This is a genomic window from Scytonema sp. PCC 10023 (assembly GCF_963920835.1).
Classification (GTDB): Bacteria; Cyanobacteriota; Cyanobacteriia; order Cyanobacteriales; family Nostocaceae; genus Kalymmatonema.
Map to the genome: position 1 here is coordinate 34,783 of NZ_CAWUDP010000031.1, position 23,955 is coordinate 58,737.

Sequence of the window (23,955 nt, forward strand, 5' to 3'; positions counted from 1 at the left end):
TCAAGAGCTGTATTTACAATCAACTTGTCAACAAGGCTAAAAAAACTTTTAAAAGTTTCCTCTGATAGTGTGGCACGTCATAAATGGCACACTGATTTGCATATTCATCTGCCATTCATCTACAATTTTAAGATAATTCAAGGTGCATTTTTCAATTCCAATCAAACTACTAAATAATGTTGTGAAAATTGAAGCATCTCCCATGATTATAACAAAAACATCGGCAAAAACAGCAGTTCAACCACAACAGCTAGATACCATTGAGTTGCATAATTCGCAGCAAGCTTATTTTTTGCAAGAAGTGATTGAAAACTTACAAGATGGTATCTTACTCTTAAATGAGACAGGCGAACTCATTTATAGTAATACATCTGCTTATCGTATTCTTTCTCAACTCAATCAAGACAGTTCCAACTCCAATTTTCTCCCACCTGCTATCTGGCATCTTTGCAAAACATTACTAGACCGTAGCCTTTACCCGAATAAAATCATAATTCTATCTAATGAAATTGTAGTAGATAGGTCAAAAATTTTTCGTGTTAGGGCGAGACGGCTGAACTTAGACGGATTTAATCGCTCTTGCCTATTAGTAATAATTGAAAATAAATGTGAATCTTTAAAGAATATTGCACTAGCTGAAGTTAGAAAATACGAATTGACACCGCGAGAAGCTGAAATTTGGTATCTTTATCGAGCAAAACACAGCTACAAAGAGATTGCTGCTCAGCTTTACATTACTGTAAATACAGTGAAAAAGCACATGAAAAATATTCACGCAAAGCGACAAGCATTTTTAGATTGTGAGAATGAAGATTAGTTAGCATCCATAATTCATTGGCAGGAGGCATACGTCTAAGGCGTCTAAACCCTACTGCGCCTTCATGCATAGGGCGGTAGCCTACGGCACGCCGAACGCATCTACATTTTAGAAACAACTACTATTCATCCAAGAGTACCCTTGAGGGTACTTTGTTGCTATATGAAAATCATTTATCGTGTAATTACTACAGAAACGGGATATTTGGTAGTCATACCAAGTTGAAATTTCAAATGTCATTCTGAACAAAGCAAAGATGCCTAGTTCTTGCGGTTTGCCAAAGGGTATTTGCAAGAGACTATGTTTTTCTACGTTACGTTCAGCGTGACATTTTTATGTATATAGATACACGCACTTTAGTATTTAAAAAATAGGTATTTACTGCAACTAAACAAAAAGCAAGTCGTCAATAAAAAAAAATACATCACATCATGCAGCAGCTTAAGCAAAGAAATACAGAGACGGAATCTAACAATCATGTTAAAATTACTACTCTTAAGCTGACAGTTGAAAACTTGACGCCGCCAAAAGAACTATGTATAAGCCATTTTTGGTTTGGTTTGCATGATGGTAATTTTGATACTTTCGATTTAGAATCTCCTACGAGACAAGGTATCAAACGAACGGCTGAAGATGGCAATCTTATGAATCTAACTCAAGAATTTACAACCAGTGGTTCTGGTATTTTTCAAGGAATCATTGTTGGTCTATTTCGACCATTGGCTCATACCAGTGCGGCTAATACTGTATCATTTACCTTCTCCATTAATACTGAAATAAAACGTCAAATTTACTTCAGCTACAAGGCAGTGATTATTCCGAATGATACTTTTCTTGCTAATCAAGACAAACTTGCTCATCAAATTTTTGACACAGAAGGTAACTTCATTGGTGCTGATTTCATTGTGTTCAGTTCTGAAGTGATTGGTGCAGGTGTTGATGTGAATGATGAATTATCAGCCAATCAAGTAGGAGTTTTCTTCTCAGAGAGATTCAGTACTTACGCAGGCGCTGCTAAAGACACATTCATACATAAGCATATTGGTTATCATTGTATGTTTGCTCATGGCAATGTTACAATTCCAAACTATCAGATAGCTCGTATCAAAATTGAAACGGTGTCTGTATCACCGCAAGACAGAGTTTTTTAAGGTAAAGGCGTATTTTTGCTATGGAGACTTTTTCTGCTAAATTGGATACTTAATATTCCGATTCTTAAGAAGCTTTTCCCGCAATAAGTACGTCCGTACAAATAAAGTTCACTCGTTAGAACTGTCATTAGTCATTAGTCATTAGTCATTAGTCATTAGTCAACAGTCACAAATTATTCTCCCCTGCTCAAGAGCTCCCTTGCTCCCTCACTCCCTCACTCCCTCATCCCCCTCATTCCCCCCGATGCATTGGGGAGCCACAAAGAGTGTGGGGGCGTGGGAAGACAGAGGAAAAACTTTTATTTATTGTGCATCTGTGGTTCATTATTTCTTTGGTGTACCTTACTCCGGGTTGCAAACCGCTATAGTCTAGGGCGCGGGTTTCAGGCGTTTTTACAAATCTTTATATAGCTCGATTTATTTCCGCCTGTCTACTTACGTGACTGTGTATCAAGCACTGTGTGCAGCTAGACAGTGACGCAATACATAATGTCTGCGTCTATACTAAATAATTACTCATTCACAATCAACTCCTAAATATATTTAGGGTCATTCATGGTTCAACCACTTATTGAGTTATTTAAGTTTGGATTTATTACATTTCCTCCTTTCCGGTTGGAACCAGTTTCATCAATTTTTTCTTGGAAAAAAATTCATCTTTTTTTATATTGTACCAATAGAAATTAAGGATTTTTTTGTAGGTTAAGTAGTAGATTGTACATCTGTCGTTTTAAATCTTCGTTACTTTGTACCTGCGTAGTAATCGTGTTGTATCTGTCAATTGTTAGACCATTTTCTTCAACTACTTTTTGATAGCTTTGGCAGTAATTCACAGCAATATCTCTAGCCTTGCCAGGAAGACCACTTAAGCTGTTCTTATTGTTACAAACAATCTTAGGAACTTCGCCGTTACCAATAATTTTTTTGATTTCATCAAAGGCTTGTTGACGCCGTGGCTCCATTGTTAACATAGCTTTAGCGTAACTTCTAAGTTCATTAGGGTTAACTGATTGTGGAGCTTGAGCATCGGCTTTTGAACTCAAAACTAAAGCACTAGAAACCAAACTTGCAGTCGCAATAACGCCTACGAACAAAGATTGGGAAAGTATCCGAACTAGACTAAGTCGGAAAAAGCCATGGTAATATCTTCTCATTTGCTTTATGAAACAACTACAGTCGGGATATGTTAATCACTGTGAATTATTTTAGGAGTGAGAAGTTCCAGAAAACACCCAAACCATCAAATGTTTGTTTTTGTTGTCAAGTTCCTCGACATACTTGACAAAGCTCTATAACTTTAGTCTGTAGTGCTGACATCTCTGAAGCTCCTTGTTTGAGACTAACTTCCAAATCTAACAATATAGGTAAACAGGCAATAAGTTGCTGCACAGAAACAGATTGAATTTCTTTTTGTAAATAGTAAATGCGATTGGGGTTGCCTATCTCCGCAGCTTTGGCAATAACTTGTGAATTGCGCTCACCATTTTCTATCATCAGCTTGACCCACAACCAAGTGCGAAATTGACCAATGAGCGTAGCAACTATTCGCAAAGGAGGCTCACAAGCATTGATCATGTCGGTCAATATCGCTAAAGCTCTAGCTGTGTCGCCTGTTCTGATTGCTGCTGCTAATTGTAGGCTATTTTGAGTTGTATTTTGAACTAACTGAGCGACGGCGTCTGTATCTAAAGCTTGATTGCTACCTTGAGCATAAAGCCGTAATTTCTCTAGCTCGTTGTGCAGAAGGCGTGTATCATTGCCTACACTTTCTGCCAACATCTCTACACTTGAGTGAGTCAGCTTCACTCCTACTGTTTGAGCCGCTTGAGTGACAGATTGCACCAATAGTTCCGTCTTCCAAGGCGGGATTAAAGGAAATTCTCGGAATTGGGCAAATTTTTTCAAAATTTTGGTAGATTTGAGGCGTTCATCTGGTTTGTGACTGCTCGTAAGCAACAAAAATGAATTTTCCGGGATGACTGGCAAAGTTCTTACCAATTCAGATAGCACATTGTCTGAACATTGCTGGCAAAGGGTAGTATTTGCAAGCCATACCAAGCGTCCACCGGCTCCAAAAGGTGGTGTCATCACTTGATTTAATGCCTGAATCGGCGCATCAGGCTGATCGTTTGGCACTACTGTGTAGTTAAAACTTGTCCATAAAGGATCTAGGACGCGATCGCGCACAAGTGCAACCGCCTTTTCTATAGCAAAATCATCCTCACCCCAGTAAAAGTAGACAACCATAGGGAACCTCACTCTAACTAGAATTAACTCTTAACAATCGCTGTGACCCAAACCTAGAGATTGTCATGCATACTCCCTCACTCCCTCACTCCCTCACTCCCTCACTCCCGCACTCCCTCATCCCCCTCATCACCCTACCATCTCAAAAAAGCTAAATACTTTTTAAATTGCTTATTTAATGCGAGTAGTTTTGCCTACAATCAATAAGCGTGGAGTTCGAGGATATGAAGGTTGGACGACAAATATCAAACTTACTTAAATCGTTTAGCGCGGATGACGCTACCAGAAGCGTGTAGAACTCAGATCCAGCATATCCAGGAATCTTCTAAATTTCAGCCCAATACCGAGGGAGCAAGGCAAGCAGAACCTTTTCCTGGCTATACGGTGATTACTCCACCTTGGGAAGAAGAAACAGACAACTCTACTTTCTACGCACGCTTACAGGGTTACCAACAGGAACTTTTACAGCTCAGCGTAAACTCTGATTGGATTGTGCTTGTACCTCCTGCTAGCTTTCATTTGACTTTGGCGGATTTGATTTGGGATAGTGCTTACCATGATGCTTGCGAAAAGAATCCACAATTTGAAGAACAGCTACGCTCTTGCGTTGGGCAAATTTTTGAGCAGTATCAACAATCAATGCAGCGGCAAACTCATCCCATTCGCTGGTTTCTTCAGGGACTCGTAGTGATGCCAAGAGCTGTAGGCGTTTGTTTGGTACCTCAGGATGAAGCCTGTTACGAGCAAATTGTAAAAGTGCGTCGCGCAATTTATCAAAATTCCAACTTAATGGCATTGGGAATTGAACAACATTATCATTTCACGGCACATGTAACATTGGGCTATTTTGGAGAAATTTCACCGAGTCTAGACCGCGATCGCCTTGCTACCATGTTTTCTCAGTTGAATCAGCAATGGACAGAGAATTCCCCACAATTGACCATACATCGTGCCGAACTCCGGAAGTTTGATGATATGACGCGCTATTATCGCCAACCAGACTGGCCAAGTTTAGATTTTAGTGCTTAAACATTCAGTCATCCTCAGTCTCTTGCAGCCTAAAATTTAAAGTCAGAAAATTTTTGATATGCAAGGTAAATAGCTTCTAAAAACACATCTGGGGTGACAGCTTCTGGTATCTTTTCTAAGTGAATCATTGCTTGAATATCCTTAGCTAGTCGCAGAGCTACTGAGGCTCTTGCCTTTGCTACCATTCCACTGCGTCTAAGTAAATATTCCCTAATAACAGCAAAATCCTCAGGTAGTATAGCTGACAAATCGGCTATTTGTAGCAATTGCTCGCTGACAGACTTTGCTTGTTCTGAAATAGTTAAAGTTGTGGATGGAGCAGGTATCTGAGTTTGAATCACTATTGTGCCAGCAGCCAAATCACCCAAACGCTTTTCCTGGTTACTAAACATGATAAGAATTGCCCCGATAAACAGAACTTCGTCAAATAGTCGCAGTAAGGCACGCAGTGTTGCTTGTTGCAGCCCAATCGGTCTACCATCATCTCGCACGACACGAATTTTTACAAAGCGTTTCCCAGGGGTTTGACCTTGCCATAGAGTTTCAAAAAATACAAAATATCCTCCATAAATAGCGAAGCCAATAAGGGATGCGATCGCCAGCAACCAAAAAGCCGCTTGATCGCGGAAAATAAATTTCCACAAATCAGATAGTTGAATGGAAACTGTTGTCCAAGCACTTAAGAACAGTAGCAATATCACACCCAAAACGAGATAGTCAATCAGTAGTGCCCAAGCGCGATTACCAATTCCAGCAAGGGTAAACTCTAGTTCTACACTCTCTGGTGTGCTGAATTTAACACGATTAAATATATCCATAGCAATTTTTTTGCTGGCGTTTAAATCTCATGGTCGCGTAATCTCAAGCCTAATCCCTCACGACGACTCCGTAGGTCATAGTAAACAACAGCTTTAATTGTTTGCCAGAATGGTAAAACGACCGCCCAACTGGCAAAACTTACAGCCAAATTTAACAGAAAAACAATGGGACTAAAAACTGATGAATTTTGTTCTACTAAAGGTGCAAAAATCAACTGAATAATAGTGGTAAGAATCTGAACAATAATTTGAAGAGGTAGTGTAATCAAAAAGGCAACTAAAGAAATAAAAAGAACCCGCCAAACAGAACCCTGAGTCAACTCCCAACTTCGAGCAATTGTTGACTTACCATTAACATTATCTTCAACAGCAAGCGGTACATCCACCACAAAAAACCGCATTAAAAACCATAAAAATGCTATTAATATAATAAGAGCGACCACTACAGAGAGCACGGTTACACCTGCATTTCCTTGCTGAGCTATCCCGCCAAATGGCACTCCCAATAAATAAAAAATAAAACCTAACATCAAACCTAAAATTACAGCTAAAATTCCAGCTAAAATTACAGCACCGATATAAATCCCCACTATCAAAAGAAACATCAACAGTATCGTAATAAAAAACTGCCACAACCGAGAATTGACAAAACGCTGACCAGAAGAAATACTTTCAGGTTGATTCACCAATTCACCAAAAGCCAATCGAGAAATCAGTGCTGATAAAGCATAAAACTTTGCCCACCCATAAAATGGAACAAGTAGCCATACATAAGCTTGCAAAGCGAGTAAAAAATAATCCTTAAGATGAGAGCGATATAACCGTAATCCGGCGTTGACAACATTTCCAAGACTCAGAGGTTGTATTGGACTCGGAGAACCAATATTATATGACATGATGTCTAAGTCTCTCTTATAAAGTAGGGCGATAAATGTGAGGCTATTTTAGGATAAGTTAATACTTAGTATTCCTAAAAGTCATGAATATTCAACGATGGGTCGCGCGGCGAGAACTAAATTGGCAGCGATTGGATGCCTTATTAAGGCAGGTAGAGAAAAAAGGACTAAAGTCTTTACAGGCAGCAGAAATTAGAGAATTAGCAAGTTTATATCGTTCAGTAGCCGCAGATTTGGCTCGCGCTCGTACTCAACAATTAGGTAATGTTTTAGTAGAAAATTTACATTTATTAACAAATAGAGGTTATAGCCAAATTTACCAAGGTTCACGACGACAAGAGTGGCAAGCCGTAGTGCAATTTTACAAATGGGGATTACCAGCCGTAGTGCAACAGACATTCCCATATACAGCGACTGCCATTGCCCTATTTTTAGTAGGAGCGATAATTGCTTGGTGGTATGCGTGGCAAGATCCAACTTTTCTGTCAATTGTAGTCCCAGAAAAACTGATCAAATTGGTACGAGACGAGCATAAATTGTGGATGGGGTCTATTGTCGGCATTGAACCCCTAGCGTCTAGCGGTATCATGATTAACAACCTCTCAGTATCCTTTGGTGCCGTTGCTGGTGGAATCACCGCAGGAGTTTTTACAGCCTATTTGATGGTTTTTAATGGCTTGTCGATTGGTGCTATTGCTACCTTGGTGGGTCAAAATCATCTTGCTTATCCTTTTTGGGCATTTGTTTTTCCGCATGGTTCTCTAGAATTACCAGCCATCTTTTTTGCAGGTGGTGCAGGTTTTTTACTTGGAAAAGCAATTTTATTTCCTGGTAAATATCGGCGTGTAGATGCACTGAAATTTTACGGTTCTCAGGCAGTACAGTTAATATTTGGTATTGTACCAATGTTGATTATTGCAGGTATTATTGAAGGCTTTTTCTCTCCTCATCCTAATGTTCCAGAACCTATTAAATATATTGTTGGGACGGGATTATTTATATTATTGGTGGCTTATTGTAGTCGCAAGCTTACAGCAGTGAACAGTGAAACCTGATAACTGATAACCCTTCGGGTATGTCCTTCGGACACGCTACGCGAACGCCAGTCGCCTAGGTCGGGAGACCCTCCTGCAGCGCTGGCTCACTGATAACTGATAACTGTTAAAGCAAATTCCGTGCTTTGATTTGCAAATATTTATCTACTAATTGATCTGTCAGTTGATTAGCTGGCGCATCTAACACCAACACACCTTTGTGTTTGAGTTGGGCAAACGCGACTTGTCGTTGCGCTAATAAATCTAAGGCGACAGCACGGGTATAGGCAGCTGTCACCCCCCCTTCCCCCTCTTTCAAAGAGGCGATGGTAGTATGTGCCAAATGGTCAACTAGAGGATCGCGTAGGGTGACGCAAAACGACAAATAACGAGGTGTAAGCCTGGAAAGCGCAGCTATAAGTTCACTAGAGGCAGTCATATCAACTAAATCGGTAATCACCACCACTAGACAACGCCTAGTTTGCTGCTGCACAACACTTGTAACTGCCCCTACGTAATCAGATTCTAATAAGACTGGTTGAATGGGAGTTAGGCGGTCAATGAGGCGGCTCAGCTGATGTTGACCGCGTTCTGGAGGAATCCATGTATGCATTTGTCGGTCAAAGACGCCTACACCGACGCGATCGCCCCGATGTAATCCTGCCAAAGCCAAGGATAAAGTGGCGTTCAAACCCCAATCAAATCGCTGCAAACCTTGCACTGTTGCCGTCATCAACCGTCCCCGATCCAATAAAATGAGTAAAGTTTGCTCTTGTTCGCTTTGGAGTACCTTCACTAACGGCGGTGTACCATAAGCGCCAGTACGACGGGCAGTTGCTTTCCAATCAATAAACCGCAAATCATCACCAGCGCGATAGTTCCGGAGTTCAGCAAATTCTGTGCCAATATTAAATTGACGAGATTGGCGGTTGACTCCTGATGATTGCAGCACCAGACGAATTGAGAGCGATCGCAACCCCACTAAATCTGGATAAACTTTTACTTTCAAACTTTGAATAATTTTTCTATCATCCCAGGCTAATCCCCATGGACCAAGTTGTCTGACTTGAATATCTCCCCAAGAAAACTCTCCGCGCTGTGTGGGGTGGACGGTATAAGTTAATTCTTGAGTACTGTGACTAGGAATAGTGGCACGTAATGCGGGGACAGACACTCCAAAACTAGTTGGGTAGTCATCGCGGATTTGAATGATCGCGTTGGCATTCCCCGATGTTACCTTGAGTAAAATGAGATTATCTCGTCCATTGGACAATCGCGACGGTATTTCGCGTGTCATCTGCACGCGATGTTGTCGGACTTGCAAACCATCCACAACCATCAATCCCAGCACGGTAACATCAAACAGCAAAGTTATAAATAAACTTGTCCCAATGCTGATAAATAAGGCTAAAGTTGGGGCGATCGCAATTCCCAGTATTAATAGAAAGTAAACTCGTCTAGCGGGAACCATTTGTTAAAGGATAAAGTTATGAACTCTAATTTTGTTTAGCACGAACGATAATGGTATTGACATACTCCCCAACCCTGAAGGGCGGGGATTCTAGGCTCAGACAGCGATTGCAGGCGGTTTAAATCCCCAACTGAAACTATCTTTCATTTTGAATTTTGAATTTTGAATTTTGAATTGTTAACGCGGTACTGGCACTTTATTGAGTATCGACGCAATCACCCCATCAATTTGCACACCATCTAACATCGCCTCTGGTCTTAAGATAAGGCGATGACGTAGCAGTGATGGTGCAACTGCTTTAACGTCATCTGGAGTGACAAAATTTCGTCCACCTAGGTATGCTGTCGCTTGTGATGTCTGTAACCAAGAACCAGCAGCACGAGGAGATGCTCCCAAAGCTAAATCGGGGTATTGTCGCGATGCTTTCACCAATGCCAAGAGATAATCAATGATTGCTTCAGAAATTTTAACTTCTCTGACGACTTGTCGCGCTTGCAAAATTTCAGGGACTGTTGCCACTGGTTGTAAACGGGCAATATCTAAGCGTCGTGCTGCAAATCCTGCCTGACGATTGAGTAACATTTGCTTTTCAGCAGCTTGGTCAGGATAATCTACCACTAGTTTGAAGACAAATCTGTCTAATTGTGCTTCTGGTAAAGGATAAGTACCCTCAAATTCCAAAGGATTTTGCGTTGCAATCACCCAAAATAACTCTGGTAACGCCAAACTTTCACCGTCCAGCGTCACCTGCATCTCTTCCATCGCTTCCAACAATGCTGCTTGTGTTTTGGGGGGAGTCCGGTTGATTTCATCTGCAAGCAGCACTTCGGTAAAGACTGGTCCTTTTTTCAAGCTAAAACTGCGGGTGTTTAAGTCAAAAATATTTGTACCAGTAATATCAGATGGCAGCACATCTGGCGTGAGTTGAATTCGACGAAAATCGGCTTGAATTAACTGTGCCAGTACTTTCACCAAGAGTGTTTTCCCTGTTCCTGGCACTCCTTCCAAAATAACGTGTCCACCTGCAAGTAATGCTATCAAAACCTGCTGAATGAGGGTGGATTGACCAACCACAACTCGATTAAGTTCTTGACTGAGGCGATTTAAGACAGGATTGGTTTCGCTCATTATTGTCATTTATATATTAAGTTACCAAGGCGCAAAGACGCCGAGAGACTTTGTAGATTTAAATTATGGATTTGACAGGCAAAACAAGATGCTTACCTTTGCATAGAAGGTAAGTGTTAATTTTGAATCTTAAATTTTGAATTTTGAATTAAGCGAAGCTTTTGCCATTTCCCCAACCAGCTTAACAGTTCTGGTTCACTCATGCGGCGTTTTTGGGATTGTCGTTTTAACACCTCTTCGAGTTCTGTAGCAGAAACGCCTGTTTGCTGTATCCAAGCATTTACTATAGTTTGGTCATCCAACAATTCTTGTCCCAATCCTAAAGCTTTCTGTAGTTGTCGTTGTTCTGCTTTTCCTAGCATCTCCACAACAAAGTCGCTGGATTTAGCTTTTTGTAAAACTCCTGCCAAAGCTTTGATGTAGGCTTCACTGTTGTCAACAACTTGTGTCTTTAACGCTACTGGTTTACCAAAGCGGCGATTTTGTGACCAAATGAGTACCAACAGTAGTAGAAGTAGTTGTAGGAACGCCGGAAAGATAGGAGTTTTAGTGAAATAACTTAATAAATTTCCTTCGCCTTCTCTTTTTCTGACACTAGGTTCTTTGTAACCGTGTATGTATTCATCTACAAATAATACATGCTCTTTTTGGCTCACTAAATCTGATAAATACTGAAAATTACTTTGCTCATCTTGGTAGGCATTGGCAGCTAAGTAGGGAGTTGTAGAAAAAATAGCTTTTCCTTTACCGTAATTTTTTTCCCACACAATAGCACCAAAGCGATCGCCCAAAGAAACCTTTTCTTGAGCTTTGATCTGTCGCCGTCGTCGCGTCTGTATTTTGACATCTCCAACTGGAGATTTGTGCATGGTGGTAAACTCTGCTGCTGTCACGCTATCGCGCACACCCAAAATAATCAAAGTATTGCCTTTTTCTAGCCATTTTTTCTCTTCACTATCCAGATCAGGCTGTGTCAATTGGCTGTTGATTTGTAATAGAGTGGCACGTTTTTCTGTATTTAAATCACTAAAAGGCTTTTGCCAGCGCTTGATACCAGTTTTTTGCTTTTCCATATAAGCATACCAAGCGCCGTAACCATCGGGAGCGCGGTTGTAAGTGGAACCACTATTGATGTTGCTGCTGGTTGGAGCTGCAAAGAAGCTAAGTATTACCATAACTCCCAACGCGATCGCCCCAATCCAAGCCAGACGGTTTGAGCGTTTCATGTGTTGGAAATCTCCTGATACGCTTGCTGACAATGCTCATAATTGTCTGCCGAAATTTCAGCATTGCCAAAACACAATTGCTCGTGAGTGATCATCAAAGTCTCATAAGGCTGTATTGAAGTTGTAAACATTTGTAGTAATTGTAGATATTCTCCATCTGTACGGCTGGATTTGTGAGGGAGAATTCCTTGCTCATGCAAGTGCTGCAACATCGCGAAGTAAAGACAGCGGCATGCTTCGTGGTAATTACCTTGATGAGAAAATTCTTGCGATCGCAAGAGCCACTGAGCTACAGATAGTTCACTTTCTGCAATTTTGAAATGAGAATTAGTGGAATTGTGACCAGCAAGCCTTGAGTTCAAATAAGGGCGGAGTTCTCGCCATAAACGCCAACCAACCCAAACTAAACATAAGCCTAGCGAAAGCCAAAAAATAAAGTTCAGCAACTTCAGCACCCAGTCATCAATTGACCATTGAGGTGACAACTTTGGCAAAGCCCAATCAAATCTGGATAACTGGTATTCAAACCATTCTCCAACTTGTTGTTGAATCTGGGAAACTTGCCAACCCCAGCTTGTTTTTTCAAAAGCATCTGCAGACATAGTACAGGTTATGAATTATGAAATTTTTCAACATTTAGCACTCATAATTCATCATTTTTACCGTTCTTTTGTACCATTACCCACCCAACGACAACAAGAAGCGCACCCACGGCAAGAAATCCCAAATCCCAAGCCAACTGATGCGGTCCTGGTTTTACATGATGGATGCCAAGAATATGATGGTCAATTACTCCTTCAACCAAGTTGAACAAACCAGCACCCATCAGTATTGACCCAAAGTAGATGTTGGATGACCAAGGAACATCTTCACGCCGTCCTGCCCGCCACAGCAACACCACTCCAATCACAGTCATTATCCAATCAAAGGCGTGAAATAAGCCGTCCCAAACTGTATTGACATCTATATTAGAGATTGTGGTCATAGGTCGAACATTGCTCAACATATGGTGCCACTGAAGAATCTGATGCAGTACAATGCCATCAAAGAACCCACCAAGACCCAAACCAAGGAAAATTCCAGCAACAATCAACGGGGCACGTTGGTTGCTCTTTTCACTCTTCGCCTCCATCATCAACCTCTCAAACACACTTTTCTATCACGATAGAACTCTATTTTGAAAGCAATCTTCTGCCTTTAGACAAGTACTGTGGTGGAATTCAAAGCAAACCACTTCTTGCTAGTATCTACCGTGATGATGGATATTGATGTATAAAACAGCAATTTTGAAATGACTATTTACTTTTACAAGGTTTGGCAGCCCTATGGGTGTTTTTCCAATTTTTCTCCTCATGGAATCATCATGCAGGACATCTATTGGTCAACAGTTGAGCATTATTATCAAGCTCAAAAGTTTGTTGGAACCTCAGATGCGGTCATTATACCTCTGATCCATAATGCTGAGACACCAGAACTCGCTGCGGCATTAGGACGCGACCCCACACACCAAATTCGTCTGGACTGGGAGGAGGTCAAAACTCAAGTGATGCGAGAAGCTGTACTCAAAAAGTTTCTTACGCATACCGATATTAGAGAAATCCTTTTAACCACGGGTGACAACCTGATTGTAGAAAACTCGCCAACCGATTATTTCTGGGGTTGCGGTGCAGAGAAAACGGGTCACAATCATCTTGGTAAAGTCCTTATGAGTGTGCGCGAAGAAATCCGCAAGTTACCATCTTTGTCAGTCATTTTTGATTAATTTACCGCTCCTGTGCCTATATTTTCACAAGAAATTAGGTGATTTCATTCAAATGGGGGATGACCATTTTCCCCCAGACACTTGGTAGCTGCACCATTGCTAAATCTAAAAGTCCGTTAAATATTCGACAAACTCTTAGATTTTTGTATTTGAATTTCTTGATTTGGAAACAAATTCATTCTCGACGTCATTTTAAATATATAGAACGAACCAAGCAAAGAAGTTTTTAGCACCAACGCCGATATTGTCAGGAAAATGCTATTTACAGGTTGGAAAATTGCAGCTTGTAGACGCTTTTTTGATCGCTTTTCCTTGCCTAATAACAAAACTATATAAAAGCCTTGTTAAAAAAATGGCATCGAAAGCTTAACATCCACAGCATGACGTTTGCTAATGCGCTCCTTAAAGACCTGTTTGAGCGCAGCTAATTGAGTATCGGTAAAAGTCGTTGCTGTTTTAGGAGAAATGCGGGCGAAAAACTCTTGTACAAAAGGGTCAGTTTTAGAAGAATCTTTGGCGAAACGGTTTTGAGGCATATTGTTTTCCTGTCACTAGGAGTACGCTTTAGAACATAGGATTGTGTTCAGAATCCCAACAATCTCCGTCTCTCCAAGTTCTACCGGTGTGTTCACATTCAAACTTATTATGAAGCCAGGGAATTGATGTAGGGTAGGGCGAAGTAGGTACGGAAGTCAGTAAGGAAAATAAAAAGGAAAAAGTCGTGAAGCTAGAAGTCAGTAAGATAATCAAAAATCCTGTGAGGAACACGATATTACCAGGAGTCCAAAGAGGATATACGCTTTTTTCATATTGCAAGCGCTGTTTCAAGCCACGTTCCGAACCAGCTAATAACACCAAATAAAATCGTAGTCCTGGAATGGGAACGGAAACTCGCAAGTCTAGAGGATGACGACCCCAATTACGAGAGCCAAAAACCTTTTTGATGGCTTTTAGTTGCTCTTCTGTGAAAGTATCAGTGATTTCCGGGGGAATTTTAGCAAATAGTTGGTCAAAAACAGGATCAACGTGCTCCAGACGTTTCATGACTTGCGTGTTTTACTAACTGTGACTGAGCAAGATACAAAGTTTAGTTTTTGCTGAAATTCCTACTAGCATAACTGCTAATATTTAAAATTATTATTAAATTTTAATTTAGAGGAAAATCTGAGTTTTGCAAATATTTTTTAATACTTAACTAGAAAAAAATGACAGTATCGCTATGGCAAAGTTAACACATCAAGTATTAAGTGCTTATGCTTGATGTGCGGCAATAATGTTGTATATATGCTTGCCGTTGCCTTAAGAGTTAAGGAGTAGGTCAACATAACACAAATCTACAAATTTGTCTTAAATAGATTTACTGAAAACATCAGTTGACCCTCGCTTCGCTCAAATTCGCTCATTCGCTCATTCAAAATTCAAAAATAATTAAGAAATTTTGAATGAAAAATTTTAGTTAAATTTGAGTAACGGTTTCAAGCCCCTTAATTTTATTAATGGAGGGATAAAAATGCTTTGCAACAACAAATCAGAGCCCCCGGATGAATCCGTGGGGTTCAAAATGTTTGAACGAGCGAATGAGCGAATTCCCCGAAGGGGTGACGTATGGCGACTTACTACGAGTGCAATGCTATACCGAACTTATAAATTAAGTATTTATAAATATTCTGAACAATGGCATTGACACCTAATAGCAATTTGAAAAAAGAATGCGACAGATACACACTGCTAAACCCTGGTTATCTTAGGCTTTCTTAATGCCGTACCTTATGAATGAGCGTTCTTAGTGAATTGGTATAACGGAGGGTGTGGGGAACTGCGGAGAGTAAGGAAGAAAATCTTAGTAATTAAATGACACAACGGGGGAAACTCCAACGCCATGCAGCGCTGAACCCCTCACGCACTGCATGCTTGTATTGCACTCTGGCGATTTACAACCACCGCAAGGCGGAAGTACAAACAAATTGACTTAAAAAGCTGGTAATTTTGTGCTGCTTGCGATTTAAGCTAGAAGTGATTAACAGTGTTCGCTCATAACCATTGGTAAATAACGAGACTTTGCCAGTGGTTATGTAGTATTTTTTTGGTGCAAGTCTGTCTTTTGGTAAATCCCATGAAACAGCTCCTCAACCGAGTCTATGGCTGGAAAAAACGCATCCAACGGCTACTTCTGCCCTCAGTGATGGTCATTCTAGCTTCTTTACTATTTGCCACATCCGCTTCGGCGACAGGTGTATATGAAATACCAACTATTACAAGTGGGGAACATACCTGGGTGGTGGATCAAGCTGAAGTGATCAGCCGTCTAAATGAAGGCAAGATTAGCAGCACCCTGGAAAATTTGGCAAATCAAACCGGAAATGAAGTAAGAATTGTCACAGTTCGTCGTCTTGATTATGGTGAAACCCCTGAGAGTTTCACCAAGGCATTGTTTGAAAAATGGTTTCCCACAAAGGAAGCACAGGCAAATCAAACGATATTGATGATTGACACTGTCACGAACGGTGGAGCAATTATCACTGGCGATAAAGTCAAGTCTTTACTGCCAGATGAAACCGCTGTTAGTGTTGCTTCTGAAACCTTAACGGCACCATTGCGGAGTGGTAACAAATATAACCAGGCGTTTTTAGATGCAAGCGATCGCCTAGTCGCGGTGCTATCTGGCGAACCAGATCCCGGACCACCCCAAATCGCCGACAATGTGCAGGTAGAAGGCACGTTTAAGAAGGCAGAAGAAACTGATAAAGGTAACGCAACGGCTTGGGTGATCGGACTTTTAATTGCCGCCACCATTATCCCAATGGCGACTTACTACATCTACCAGGTGTTTCAGCCATCTTCTAACGGTTAGTGGTTAGTAGTGAAAAACAACTAACAAATGTACAGACGCGACGCCAGAGCCGGCACGAGGGAGACCCTCCTGCAGCGCTGGCTCGCCATGGCGCGTCTGTACAACTAACAACTCCCAATTAATCTTGCACATACTCTTGTCCTGTCAGTAAAGCAATCTCAGCTCGGACAAACTCTCGACCTAAATAAGCCGCATGGTTTAACTGAGTCACAGGAGGGGGCTCTTGTTCTTCAAAAATTTTCACAGACAGTTCCTTTGCCGTTCTCCCACTAAATACAGTCGTGTGAGTGCGTTCCACCTTTCCCCGTGCTGGAATCACCTTTCCAGTTTCCGGATCAACAGCCAAACCACGTTCATCAATCACATTTGTGAAATGCTTGGCATAAATTAATCCCTCCTCTCGATTCAAATAAATAATGAAATACCCACCGGGATCAAGGTCAATATGACGCCCAGAAAGTTTATCGTCAATCGCTGCCAAGCCTTCAACACTCAAATCCATAGTCACCATAGAAATCAACTTGCTTTAGGGGTTTTTCACCTCTCCTCAAGTGTAATTCTTATCTTCCTGGGCGTTCTAGCCTAACGGCATGCCCAGTCGCAAAGCGCCCCGTGAGGGATAGGCGTAAACAAGCATTTTGGCGCTTCATTTTAATCGCTTCTATTACTAAACGGCAACTCCGCATTTATTGCCGAAATTTCCTGCTGTTCTAACTCATTAACCTCACTAATGTAATTGCGCAAAATTTGTGCCAAACGATTATTGTAAAAGCGGTGCAAACTGTGATTGGGAGCAGCAGGGAAACCGCGACGCTTTTTGTGGCGTCCGCCAGCACCAGGGTCAAAAATTTGGATACCGTTGGCTATTCCCCACTCTACAGGTGCATAATAGCAAGCATCAAAATGCAAGCAATCTATCTCTTGGAAAGAACCCCAGTAGCGTCCATACATCCTGTCGCCCTTAAATAGACAAAAAGACATCCCCACTGGTTGACGATGATCTTGCTCGCTGTATGCTGCAAAAAACACAACTCGATGGCGGTAATGGGTGTGTAGCTGTTCAAAAAACTTTTTCGTTAAGTACTTGCTACCCCACCAGCCAAATTTGTCACAGGTATCAGCGTAGAACTCATACATCAAAGGAAACAGCGACTTGGGAATTTCATCCCCAGTAAGCGCTTGTAGTTTCAAACCAGCTTTTTCCACTGCTTTGCGTTCGCGCTTAATGTTGCGACGCTGGTTGGCGTTGAACACTCCCAAGTAGTCATCAAAAGTGTTAAACCCAAGATTTTCCCAGATGTAGCTGTGGTGTAGCCAAGTTGTGAAGCCGTGGCGTTCCAAAATCGGACGCCATTCGGGATCTACATAGAGAAAATGACAGCCAGAGATACGGTGTTTGGTACAGAAAGCATCAATTTCATGCACCATCATTGCCGTGATCTCATCTTCATCTTCTCCTGGCGCAATCAAGAACCGATAGCCTTCAGCCGGGGTAAATGGAGTCATTCCCAGCATTTTCGGGTAATACTCCACACCAATCCGTTGTGCTAAGTCTGCCCATTGGTGGTCGAAAACAAATTCGCCATAACTATGTCCTTTCAGGTATAGTGGGGCAGCAGCAATCAGCGTTCTGTCTCGCCATACAGTTAAGTGATTCGGTAACCAGCCAGTCTTAGCTGTAGCGCTTTGGGAGGTTTCCAGATTTTTCAGCCACTCCCACTCTAAAAATGGGGTTTTAAGTGGCAATGCTAAAGCATCCCAAGCATTTTGGGGGACTTCAGCAATTTTATTAATCCAAGCAACAGAATGGCGAGGCTTTAGTTGTTCCACCATTGGAGGTTTCAAAGATACAAAATTTAGCACAAGCTTTATTTAGGGTAATCTAATCTGTCGGTCGTTGCAGCCGATAATGCAGAAAGACTTCCATCTCTATGGTGTGAACTTCCATAAGTTGCAGACGCTTAGCAAACTCGGGTAAAAATCCGCTACCTTCTACTGGTGTGGGTGCGGTAGAACCGCCTAAAATCAACGGACAGATGGTGAGCCAAAATTCATCGATTAAATCTAATTCCAGCATGGAAGCGACTAATTCACCACCGCCCAAGACAGCTAAGCGTTTTATGCCCAAAGTTGTTAAATGTTGTAAGGCTGCAAGAATGTCAACTTTTGCTGTTGGTGTTTCAAAAACCAAAATTTGCTCAAATTCTCTGCGTCCTTTCCAAAAAAGCACTCCTTGTGTTGTCGTCAGCAACCAACGATTGACTGGCTGCTGAAAGAAGCGCATTTCCGGATTCAGGTTGCTAGAATGTGTAATTACTATATGGACTGGCTGGGGGGGCTTTCCTGCCTGAGTTCGTTGTTGCAGCAGTTGTGGATGCGTTACGGTTAGTGTCGTACCGTAGGCGCGGAGTGTACTAGCACCGAATAAAACAGCATCAGCTATGGCAATTTGCTCTTCCAGGTGTGCTTTATCAGTTTTGGAGCCAAACCGGGCTGGCGATCGCCTAACATCTGTTATCTTGCCATCTGCACTCATCGCCAAAACTACAGTAGTATGAGGACGGTGTTGTACCATTGGGTAGGTTTGTTATTTTTTATGTTTTTTGTATAGAATATTAATTTTCAAAAATAGTGATGCTGGAAACCTCCCATCTCCCAATTTCATCTTTAATATTCATATGCAACAAGATATGCAACAACGGTCGTAGCAGGTACTTTCTATGAGTGTTTGTATCCTGGGCTTCTTTTCGATATTAAAGTATTTTATATTTTTAATATGGTGATGAAATAAGGATTTTTCGCTCCTCAATGACACTCGCTGCTCTAATTACTTAGAGTTGCTGTTTTGGATGGCACATACCAAGAGAGACAGCCGATGGCTAAACCCCGTCAATCATCATTTCGTCGGATTTTAGTATCGAAAATTTTGCTTTTGTCGGTTCCAGTATTATTAATAGGGGAGATTGTAGCCTATAAAAACGCACGCTCTAGCTTGCTAGAAACTGCGCGTCAAAATTTAACAGAAAGTGCCATCATCAAGGGGGAAAAGATTGTAGAAGCAAGCGCTGCTTTAAAAACCAACTTACTAAGTGCAAGTCAAACAACGGTCCTCCAGTCAGGTTCACGTAGTGAGATACAACGATTTCTCAACCAGCTAGCACGACAACTACCAAGGCAAATAGACTGCATTCAACTGACAAAGCCGCAAAGTGGTGACATCGTTGCCAGTACTTGCGGCGAGCAACCCATCGGTGAATTCAAATCTCCCATACCCAGTGATGGGGTTAATGTCGAGGTAACATTACCACCAAAGATAGGAACAACTGGTAGGAGAGATTTACGAAATCAACTGCAATTACTGTTCTCTGCTCCTGTCTATGATACTATAGAAGGTTTACGTTATGCCTTGATTTTCCGAACAACAATACTACAAGAAAAAATCAAAACTAAGCCTGGTTTGCTAACAGGCTCTACGATAGTTATTGCTGATGATGGAACAATTTTGTCACATCCAATTGCCAGCCGTATTGGCACTAATATCGAGCAACATGGAGATGCTTCTCGACTCAAAAAAATTGTGACAACGGCTCTTGCAGGCAAGCAGTATTTTCTCCATTTCTTTTTTGAAAATCAGGATAAAGAATTACTTGCTGGTTATACTGCTATTCCCAGTCCCATAAAACAAGGACAACAGAAACAATGGGTTATTATAGCCGTTACACCTTTGGAGAATGCTTTGTATGGTCTTAGGGGAATCAAACTCATCCTCCTTGTTTTAACATCTGGCTTGATTGGCGCAAGTGTTTTGGCGTCGCTGTATTTAGCTCGTTACTTAGCACGTCCTGTAGAACAATTGCGAGACTACGCTATAAATCTTCATTTAAATCAATCAGCAGAACCGATTCCTCACAACTTTAAAATTAGAGAGTTTAACCAATTGGCGCAAGCACTCGAACAAATGGTTGAGCGATTGAAAGCTTGGGCAGAAGAATTAGAAATAGCATGGAAAGAAGCAAAAGCCGCCAACCAGGTAAAAAGCCATTTTTTAGCTACGACTTCCCATGAGTTGAGAAACCCGCTAAATATTATCATTAATTGCGTTCGTCTGGTTAGAGATGGTATGTGCGATGACCGCGAAGAAGAATTAGAGTTTCTCAAGCGTGCCGATGATACAGCTATTCACCTGTTAGGCATTATTAATGATTTACTTGACATTTCCAGAATAGAAGCAGGCAAGCTCTCAGTCGTCTTGCAACCTATTGACCTTCGACAAGTCCTTAAAGAAGTTATTAATATACAATCAGTGAATGTTCAACAAAAAGGCTTGCAGTTGAATATTCCTCAGTTGAATGAGTCAATTCCAGTTAATGCTGATGCCGCAAAGCTCAAACAAGTGCTTATTAATGTCATCGGTAATGCAACTAAGTTTACTGATGAGGGAAGCATTACAATTTCTACAGACATTCAACGTAGTCATGATAAATCTGAAGTTCTTGTCTCTGTTACAGATACAGGGCTAGGGATTGATCCGGCTCAACAGCAAAAACTCTTTCGTCCTTTCGTGATGGTGGAGGATTCAACTTCACGTAAGTTTGGTGGTACAGGACTGGGACTTGCAATTTCACGAAACTTAATTGAACTTATGGGAGGTACCATCACTCTCAAGAGTGCAGGTCTTAGCCAAGGCACAACAGTGACCATTACTTTGCCTTTAATTGATGCCTCATTGTTACCTGGTTCAGGAAGGCAAGAAAATTCAGGAAATCTCAGCATTTCCTCTGGAGATCAAGCAGCAAGAGGAATGAAGCAAACAGCAGAAGAAGTTGCTCTGAAAAAAAACCGTTTCCCATCTTCTGTGAACAAAGAGTTAAAGAATTCAAAATTGAATATCCAAAATGCAAAATAGTAGAATTTCAGGGCTCATTTGCATCAAGAAAAACGGGTTTGCCGCCGTTATTGAGAGATTCTGTCAAAGCAGCAAGAATTTGTACTAACTGCGTTCCTACCCAGCCAGATGAAACCTGTGAGGGAGTATTGTCAAGCACACAGGTCATAAAGTGATTGCACACCCGCCGTAAAGGTTCGCCTGTTTCTATTTCCAGCACTTGTTGCCTTTGATTCACAGGAATAAATCGGTTTTCTTGACGTTCAAACTCACCATGTAGTAGCGTCAAAGGTGATGTGGGAGACATTTCATCAAAAATCAGACTACCTAGGCTTCCGACAACTCCAAGCCGTCGTTGTTTATCGGGATTAAGCCAACACAGGTGAATGTACGCTTGAAAGTTATTCGGATAAGTCAGCGTCGCCCAGATTAAGTCGGCTAATCCTTGGTTTTGAGGTGAGGAGGATGAGGGAGATGAGGGGGATGAGGGGGATGAGGGGGATGAGGGAGATGAGGGAGTGAGGGAGTGAGGGAGTGAGGGAGATGAGGGGGATGAGGGAGATGAGGGAGATGAGGGAGATGAGGGAGATGAGGGGGAATTACTACCTACCCAGTCCCCAGTCCCCAGTCCCCAGTCCCCAGTACCTGCTCCCGGTTGCAGCCACACCGTACCCGTTGCTTGCACTTTCACAGGTATCTGATTTAGCCAAAAATTGAAAATGGCAATATCGTGAATGGCTAAGTCCCACAGCGCATCAACATCTTGGCGGACTGGTCCTAAATGGGTACGGGTAGCGTATCCGTAGCGTAAATCACCTAATTGACTCGTCTGAACGACAGCTTTCCCTCGTTCAACGACTGGGTGAAATAAGTAGGTGTGGTCAACTATCAGTTGTCGTTGCTGTTTTTCTGCAAGCAGGCACAGTTCTCGACATTCTGCTGAGTTGAGAGTTAAAGGCTTTTCTGCTAAAACGTGGTAACCCCAATGCAAGGCGTCAGTAATTAAGGAGTAATGCGTGCTAGCAGGAGTAGCAATAACTACTGCTTCTAAATCCGTTACTTGCTGTATCGAGTGCCACTCGCTTGTCAGTAGTACCTTGTCATCTAAGTGATGCTGCTGTTTCACCTCTGCTAGACGTTGTGAGTTCGGGTCTATGACCGCTACTACCTCAGCTTGCGGATGTTCCAAAAAATTCCGTAGCAAATGTACGCCCCAACGTCCAACGCCAACAACAGCAATTTTAATTTTCTTAGTCATTAGTCATTAGTTATTAGTCATTCGTCATTAGTCATTCGTCATTCGTCATTAGTTATTAACAAATGACAAAGGACAATTAACAGATTTTCAACTAACCGTTACATAAAGTCTACCCAAAGCTAACCAAAACTGGACAATTCTCGGCAAAGATAACTTGTACCAATTGATTTGCTTGAGATTTCCTTTACTTCCTGTTTCAACCTGGAGATGTCGGCATCAACCAGTCCACAGGCTATCACTGTCTAACTGACAGCTTTGCTCAAATTCATTGCAGCGTTTAAGTCACGGTCGATTGTGAAACCACAGTGACCACATTCAAACACTCGCTCATTCAACGTGAGTGTTTGTTTCTTGGTTCCACAGTTAGAGCAAGTCTTAGAGCTTGGAAACCATCGGTCAACCACAACCAGCTTGGAACCAGACAGTTCACACTTGTAAGTCAACTGACGACGGAACTCAAAAAAGCTCATATCAGCAATAGATGCAGCCAGTTTATGATTAGCCATCATTCCAGACACATTTAAATCCTCAATCACAATCGTGCCGTGGCTCTTGGCAAGCATTGTGGTTAATTTGTGTAATGTGTCCTTGCGGATATTGGCTATCTTCCTGTGCAGCCTAACTATCTGCATCTGCGCTTTCTTCCAGTTGTTTGAACCGAGAACTTTATGGCGGTTCAACCACTGCATCCTACTGAGTTTGTCTTCATATTTCTTGTAAGACTTTGCGCCTAATACCACCTCGCCAGTAGACAATGTGGCAAGGCTTTTAACACCAAGATCAACGCCCACAATACCTGTGTTGCCTAAATCTTGGACTTCTACGTCAAATCGAAAACTAATAAACCATCTATCAGCTTGTCGGCTAATTGTGGTAGATTTAGTTAATACCTGTGGTAGTCTCTCATAGGTTTTGAGTATACCAATCACAGGCACTTGAATCTTGTTACTGCCTAAAATTTTGACTGTACCTTCCAATGTGAAAGAGTCACGCTTGCCTTTCTTCTTAAACTTAGGAACGCCTGCAGTTTTGTTAAAACAGCGCTTCCATGCCTCACGCAATGCCATTAATGCTTGTTGTGGCGTGGATTTAGAACATTCGTAATACCATTCATTTTCAGATTTCACTAGTGCTACAAGCCATTTGTGCAAGTCGATAGCAGTAGGAAATTTAATCTTGGAGTCAGGATTGGCTTTGTTATGATCAAGGATTTGTTTTGTCAATCCTAGACCCCAATTCCAAGCATGACGCGCTACACCGCAATGTTTCATGAATGCAATGCGTTGCGCTTTATTCATTTTTAATTCGGTCTTGAATCCGAGCAACATGGTAATTGTTTAATCCATTCTCTAAGCGCCTGTGATTTGTTCCATCCTTGACTC

23 protein-coding genes are annotated in these 23,955 nt (G+C 41.7%); 7 read left to right on the top strand and 16 right to left on the bottom strand.

Annotated features, from left to right (window positions below; translation table 11 throughout):
- The first annotated feature begins 202 nt into the window (after positions 1 to 202).
- Both ACM0OZ_RS19590 and ACM0OZ_RS19595 read left to right on the top strand, forming a co-directional pair.
- The gene (locus ACM0OZ_RS19590; RefSeq protein ID WP_414584546.1) at positions 203 to 817 is read left to right on the top strand and encodes a LuxR C-terminal-related transcriptional regulator; all 615 of its coding nucleotides are present in this window, start codon (positions 203 to 205) and stop codon (positions 815 to 817) included.
- A 431-nt stretch (positions 818 to 1,248) separates the two neighbouring features.
- Positions 1,249 to 1,968 carry a spondin domain-containing protein gene (locus ACM0OZ_RS19595; protein WP_414584496.1) on the top strand — a complete coding sequence of 240 codons (720 nt, stop codon included), beginning with the start codon at positions 1,249 to 1,251 and terminating at the stop codon, positions 1,966 to 1,968.
- A 683-nt stretch (positions 1,969 to 2,651) separates the two neighbouring features.
- Here the strand turns inward: ACM0OZ_RS19595 and ACM0OZ_RS19600 are convergent.
- Positions 2,652 to 3,122, bottom strand: coding sequence for a DUF4168 domain-containing protein (locus ACM0OZ_RS19600; protein WP_414584497.1), 471 nt, complete (start codon positions 3,120 to 3,122; stop codon positions 2,652 to 2,654).
- A 106-nt stretch (positions 3,123 to 3,228) separates the two neighbouring features.
- A complete protein-coding gene (gene holA, locus ACM0OZ_RS19605; RefSeq protein ID WP_414584498.1) occupies positions 3,229 to 4,215 on the bottom strand; it encodes a DNA polymerase III subunit delta in 987 nt (328 codons plus the stop codon).
- Between the two features lie 231 nt (positions 4,216 to 4,446).
- Here holA and ACM0OZ_RS19610 point away from each other — a divergent pair, with 231 nt between their 5' ends.
- Entirely contained in the window at positions 4,447 to 5,244 is a 798-nt protein-coding gene (locus tag ACM0OZ_RS19610; protein WP_414584499.1) for a DUF1868 domain-containing protein, read from the top strand.
- 29 nt (positions 5,245 to 5,273) lie between these two features.
- Here the strand turns inward: ACM0OZ_RS19610 and ACM0OZ_RS19615 are convergent, their stop codons facing one another.
- Together ACM0OZ_RS19615 and ACM0OZ_RS19620 are read right to left on the bottom strand one after the other, a co-directional pair.
- Positions 5,274 to 6,062: an RDD family protein gene (locus tag ACM0OZ_RS19615; protein WP_414584500.1), complete on the bottom strand. Its 789-nt coding sequence runs from the start codon at positions 6,060 to 6,062 to the stop codon at positions 5,274 to 5,276.
- 20 nt (positions 6,063 to 6,082) lie between these two features.
- Positions 6,083 to 6,958, bottom strand: a complete 876-nt coding sequence (locus ACM0OZ_RS19620) for a DUF975 domain-containing protein (RefSeq protein WP_414584501.1) — start codon at positions 6,956 to 6,958, stop codon at positions 6,083 to 6,085.
- Positions 6,959 to 7,041: 83 nt separating this feature from the next.
- Here ACM0OZ_RS19620 and ACM0OZ_RS19625 point away from each other — a divergent pair, with 83 nt between their 5' ends.
- Positions 7,042 to 8,013, top strand: a complete 972-nt coding sequence (locus tag ACM0OZ_RS19625) for a stage II sporulation protein M (RefSeq protein WP_414584502.1) — start codon at positions 7,042 to 7,044, stop codon at positions 8,011 to 8,013.
- 106 nt (positions 8,014 to 8,119) lie between these two features.
- Here the strand turns inward: ACM0OZ_RS19625 and ACM0OZ_RS19630 are convergent, their stop codons facing one another.
- The 5 genes from ACM0OZ_RS19630 to ACM0OZ_RS19650 all read right to left on the bottom strand — a co-directional run bounded on the left by ACM0OZ_RS19630 (position 8,120) and on the right by ACM0OZ_RS19650 (position 12,949).
- Complete coding sequence (locus ACM0OZ_RS19630) at positions 8,120 to 9,463, bottom strand: DUF58 domain-containing protein (RefSeq protein ID WP_414584503.1); 1,344 nt, start codon at positions 9,461 to 9,463, stop codon at positions 8,120 to 8,122.
- Positions 9,464 to 9,640: 177 nt separating this feature from the next.
- Positions 9,641 to 10,591, bottom strand: a complete 951-nt coding sequence (locus ACM0OZ_RS19635; protein WP_414584505.1) for an AAA family ATPase — start codon at positions 10,589 to 10,591, stop codon at positions 9,641 to 9,643.
- 116 nt (positions 10,592 to 10,707) lie between these two features.
- On the bottom strand, positions 10,708 to 11,817 hold the full coding sequence (locus ACM0OZ_RS19640) for a DUF4350 domain-containing protein (protein WP_414584506.1): 1,110 nt from the start codon (positions 11,815 to 11,817) through the stop codon (positions 10,708 to 10,710).
- A complete protein-coding gene (locus ACM0OZ_RS19645; RefSeq protein WP_414584507.1) occupies positions 11,814 to 12,419 on the bottom strand; it encodes a DUF4129 domain-containing protein in 606 nt (201 codons plus the stop codon). The genes ACM0OZ_RS19640 and ACM0OZ_RS19645 overlap by 4 nt, the downstream gene beginning before the upstream one ends.
- 41 nt (positions 12,420 to 12,460) lie before the next feature.
- Positions 12,461 to 12,949 carry a DUF2243 domain-containing protein gene (locus ACM0OZ_RS19650; RefSeq protein WP_414584547.1) on the bottom strand — a complete coding sequence of 163 codons (489 nt, stop codon included), beginning with the start codon at positions 12,947 to 12,949 and terminating at the stop codon, positions 12,461 to 12,463.
- 159 nt (positions 12,950 to 13,108) lie between these two features.
- Here ACM0OZ_RS19650 and ACM0OZ_RS19655 point away from each other — a divergent pair, with 159 nt between their 5' ends.
- Positions 13,109 to 13,579: an NADAR family protein gene (locus ACM0OZ_RS19655; RefSeq protein ID WP_414584508.1), complete on the top strand. Its 471-nt coding sequence runs from the start codon at positions 13,109 to 13,111 to the stop codon at positions 13,577 to 13,579.
- Positions 13,580 to 13,923: 344 nt separating this feature from the next.
- On the opposite strand, the gene ACM0OZ_RS19660 is transcribed toward ACM0OZ_RS19655, so the two are convergent.
- Together ACM0OZ_RS19660 and ACM0OZ_RS19665 are read right to left on the bottom strand one after the other, a co-directional pair.
- On the bottom strand, positions 13,924 to 14,115 hold the full coding sequence (locus tag ACM0OZ_RS19660; protein WP_414584509.1) for a hypothetical protein: 192 nt from the start codon (positions 14,113 to 14,115) through the stop codon (positions 13,924 to 13,926).
- Between the two features lie 28 nt (positions 14,116 to 14,143).
- Positions 14,144 to 14,623 (bottom strand): hypothetical protein, encoded by a 480-nt coding sequence (locus tag ACM0OZ_RS19665; RefSeq protein WP_414584510.1) that lies wholly within the window; start codon positions 14,621 to 14,623, stop codon positions 14,144 to 14,146.
- A gap of 1,069 nt (positions 14,624 to 15,692) precedes the next feature.
- Here ACM0OZ_RS19665 and psb32 point away from each other — a divergent pair.
- Positions 15,693 to 16,430 carry a photosystem II repair protein Psb32 gene (psb32, locus tag ACM0OZ_RS19670; RefSeq protein WP_414584511.1) on the top strand — a complete coding sequence of 246 codons (738 nt, stop codon included), beginning with the start codon at positions 15,693 to 15,695 and terminating at the stop codon, positions 16,428 to 16,430.
- A gap of 118 nt (positions 16,431 to 16,548) precedes the next feature.
- Here the strand turns inward: psb32 and ACM0OZ_RS19675 are convergent, their stop codons facing one another.
- From ACM0OZ_RS19675 to ACM0OZ_RS19685, 3 genes are all read right to left on the bottom strand, one after another.
- Positions 16,549 to 16,932, bottom strand: a complete 384-nt coding sequence (locus tag ACM0OZ_RS19675; protein ID WP_073636100.1) for a DUF4346 domain-containing protein — start codon at positions 16,930 to 16,932, stop codon at positions 16,549 to 16,551.
- Positions 16,933 to 17,081: 149 nt separating this feature from the next.
- The gene (locus ACM0OZ_RS19680; protein ID WP_414584512.1) at positions 17,082 to 18,263 is read right to left on the bottom strand and encodes a GNAT family N-acetyltransferase; all 1,182 of its coding nucleotides are present in this window, start codon (positions 18,261 to 18,263) and stop codon (positions 17,082 to 17,084) included.
- A gap of 49 nt (positions 18,264 to 18,312) precedes the next feature.
- Positions 18,313 to 19,005, bottom strand: coding sequence for a RibD family protein (locus ACM0OZ_RS19685; protein ID WP_414584513.1), 693 nt, complete (start codon positions 19,003 to 19,005; stop codon positions 18,313 to 18,315).
- A gap of 300 nt (positions 19,006 to 19,305) precedes the next feature.
- Here ACM0OZ_RS19685 and ACM0OZ_RS19690 point away from each other — a divergent pair, with 300 nt between their 5' ends.
- Positions 19,306 to 21,336, top strand: coding sequence for an ATP-binding protein (locus tag ACM0OZ_RS19690; RefSeq protein ID WP_414584514.1), 2,031 nt, complete (start codon positions 19,306 to 19,308; stop codon positions 21,334 to 21,336).
- Positions 21,337 to 21,343: 7 nt separating this feature from the next.
- Here ACM0OZ_RS19690 and ACM0OZ_RS19695 read toward each other — a convergent pair whose 3' ends face one another.
- Together ACM0OZ_RS19695 and ACM0OZ_RS19700 are read right to left on the bottom strand one after the other, a co-directional pair.
- Complete coding sequence (locus tag ACM0OZ_RS19695) at positions 21,344 to 22,573, bottom strand: Gfo/Idh/MocA family protein (protein WP_414584515.1); 1,230 nt, start codon at positions 22,571 to 22,573, stop codon at positions 21,344 to 21,346.
- A gap of 242 nt (positions 22,574 to 22,815) precedes the next feature.
- Positions 22,816 to 23,901 (bottom strand): RNA-guided endonuclease InsQ/TnpB family protein, encoded by a 1,086-nt coding sequence (locus ACM0OZ_RS19700; RefSeq protein WP_414584516.1) that lies wholly within the window; start codon positions 23,899 to 23,901, stop codon positions 22,816 to 22,818.
- Positions 23,902 to 23,955 lie beyond the last annotated feature (54 nt).

Excerpts from the sequence above, each read along its gene's own strand:
- ACM0OZ_RS19590 (WP_414584546.1), top strand. The coding sequence starts at position 203 with ATGATTATAACAAAAACATCGGCAAAAACAGCAGTTCAACCACAACAG.
- ACM0OZ_RS19595 (WP_414584496.1), top strand. The coding sequence starts at position 1,249 with ATGCAGCAGCTTAAGCAAAGAAATACAGAGACGGAATCTAACAATCAT.
- ACM0OZ_RS19600 (WP_414584497.1), bottom strand. The coding sequence starts at position 3,122 with ATGAGAAGATATTACCATGGCTTTTTCCGACTTAGTCTAGTTCGGATA.
- holA (WP_414584498.1), bottom strand. The coding sequence starts at position 4,215 with ATGGTTGTCTACTTTTACTGGGGTGAGGATGATTTTGCTATAGAAAAG.
- ACM0OZ_RS19615 (WP_414584500.1), bottom strand. The coding sequence starts at position 6,062 with ATGGATATATTTAATCGTGTTAAATTCAGCACACCAGAGAGTGTAGAA.
- ACM0OZ_RS19620 (WP_414584501.1), bottom strand. The coding sequence starts at position 6,958 with ATGTCATATAATATTGGTTCTCCGAGTCCAATACAACCTCTGAGTCTT.
- ACM0OZ_RS19625 (WP_414584502.1), top strand. The coding sequence starts at position 7,042 with ATGAATATTCAACGATGGGTCGCGCGGCGAGAACTAAATTGGCAGCGA.
- ACM0OZ_RS19630 (WP_414584503.1), bottom strand. The coding sequence starts at position 9,463 with ATGGTTCCCGCTAGACGAGTTTACTTTCTATTAATACTGGGAATTGCG.
- ACM0OZ_RS19635 (WP_414584505.1), bottom strand. The coding sequence starts at position 10,591 with ATGAGCGAAACCAATCCTGTCTTAAATCGCCTCAGTCAAGAACTTAAT.
- ACM0OZ_RS19640 (WP_414584506.1), bottom strand. The coding sequence starts at position 11,817 with ATGAAACGCTCAAACCGTCTGGCTTGGATTGGGGCGATCGCGTTGGGA.
- ACM0OZ_RS19645 (WP_414584507.1), bottom strand. The coding sequence starts at position 12,419 with ATGTCTGCAGATGCTTTTGAAAAAACAAGCTGGGGTTGGCAAGTTTCC.
- ACM0OZ_RS19650 (WP_414584547.1), bottom strand. The coding sequence starts at position 12,949 with ATGGAGGCGAAGAGTGAAAAGAGCAACCAACGTGCCCCGTTGATTGTT.
- ACM0OZ_RS19655 (WP_414584508.1), top strand. The coding sequence starts at position 13,109 with ATGACTATTTACTTTTACAAGGTTTGGCAGCCCTATGGGTGTTTTTCC.
- ACM0OZ_RS19660 (WP_414584509.1), bottom strand. The coding sequence starts at position 14,115 with ATGCCTCAAAACCGTTTCGCCAAAGATTCTTCTAAAACTGACCCTTTT.
- ACM0OZ_RS19665 (WP_414584510.1), bottom strand. The coding sequence starts at position 14,623 with ATGAAACGTCTGGAGCACGTTGATCCTGTTTTTGACCAACTATTTGCT.
- psb32 (WP_414584511.1), top strand. The coding sequence starts at position 15,693 with ATGAAACAGCTCCTCAACCGAGTCTATGGCTGGAAAAAACGCATCCAA.
- ACM0OZ_RS19675 (WP_073636100.1), bottom strand. The coding sequence starts at position 16,932 with ATGGATTTGAGTGTTGAAGGCTTGGCAGCGATTGACGATAAACTTTCT.
- ACM0OZ_RS19680 (WP_414584512.1), bottom strand. The coding sequence starts at position 18,263 with ATGGTGGAACAACTAAAGCCTCGCCATTCTGTTGCTTGGATTAATAAA.
- ACM0OZ_RS19685 (WP_414584513.1), bottom strand. The coding sequence starts at position 19,005 with ATGGTACAACACCGTCCTCATACTACTGTAGTTTTGGCGATGAGTGCA.
- ACM0OZ_RS19690 (WP_414584514.1), top strand. The coding sequence starts at position 19,306 with ATGGCTAAACCCCGTCAATCATCATTTCGTCGGATTTTAGTATCGAAA.
- ACM0OZ_RS19695 (WP_414584515.1), bottom strand. The coding sequence starts at position 22,573 with ATGACTAAGAAAATTAAAATTGCTGTTGTTGGCGTTGGACGTTGGGGC.
- ACM0OZ_RS19700 (WP_414584516.1), bottom strand. The coding sequence starts at position 23,901 with ATGTTGCTCGGATTCAAGACCGAATTAAAAATGAATAAAGCGCAACGC.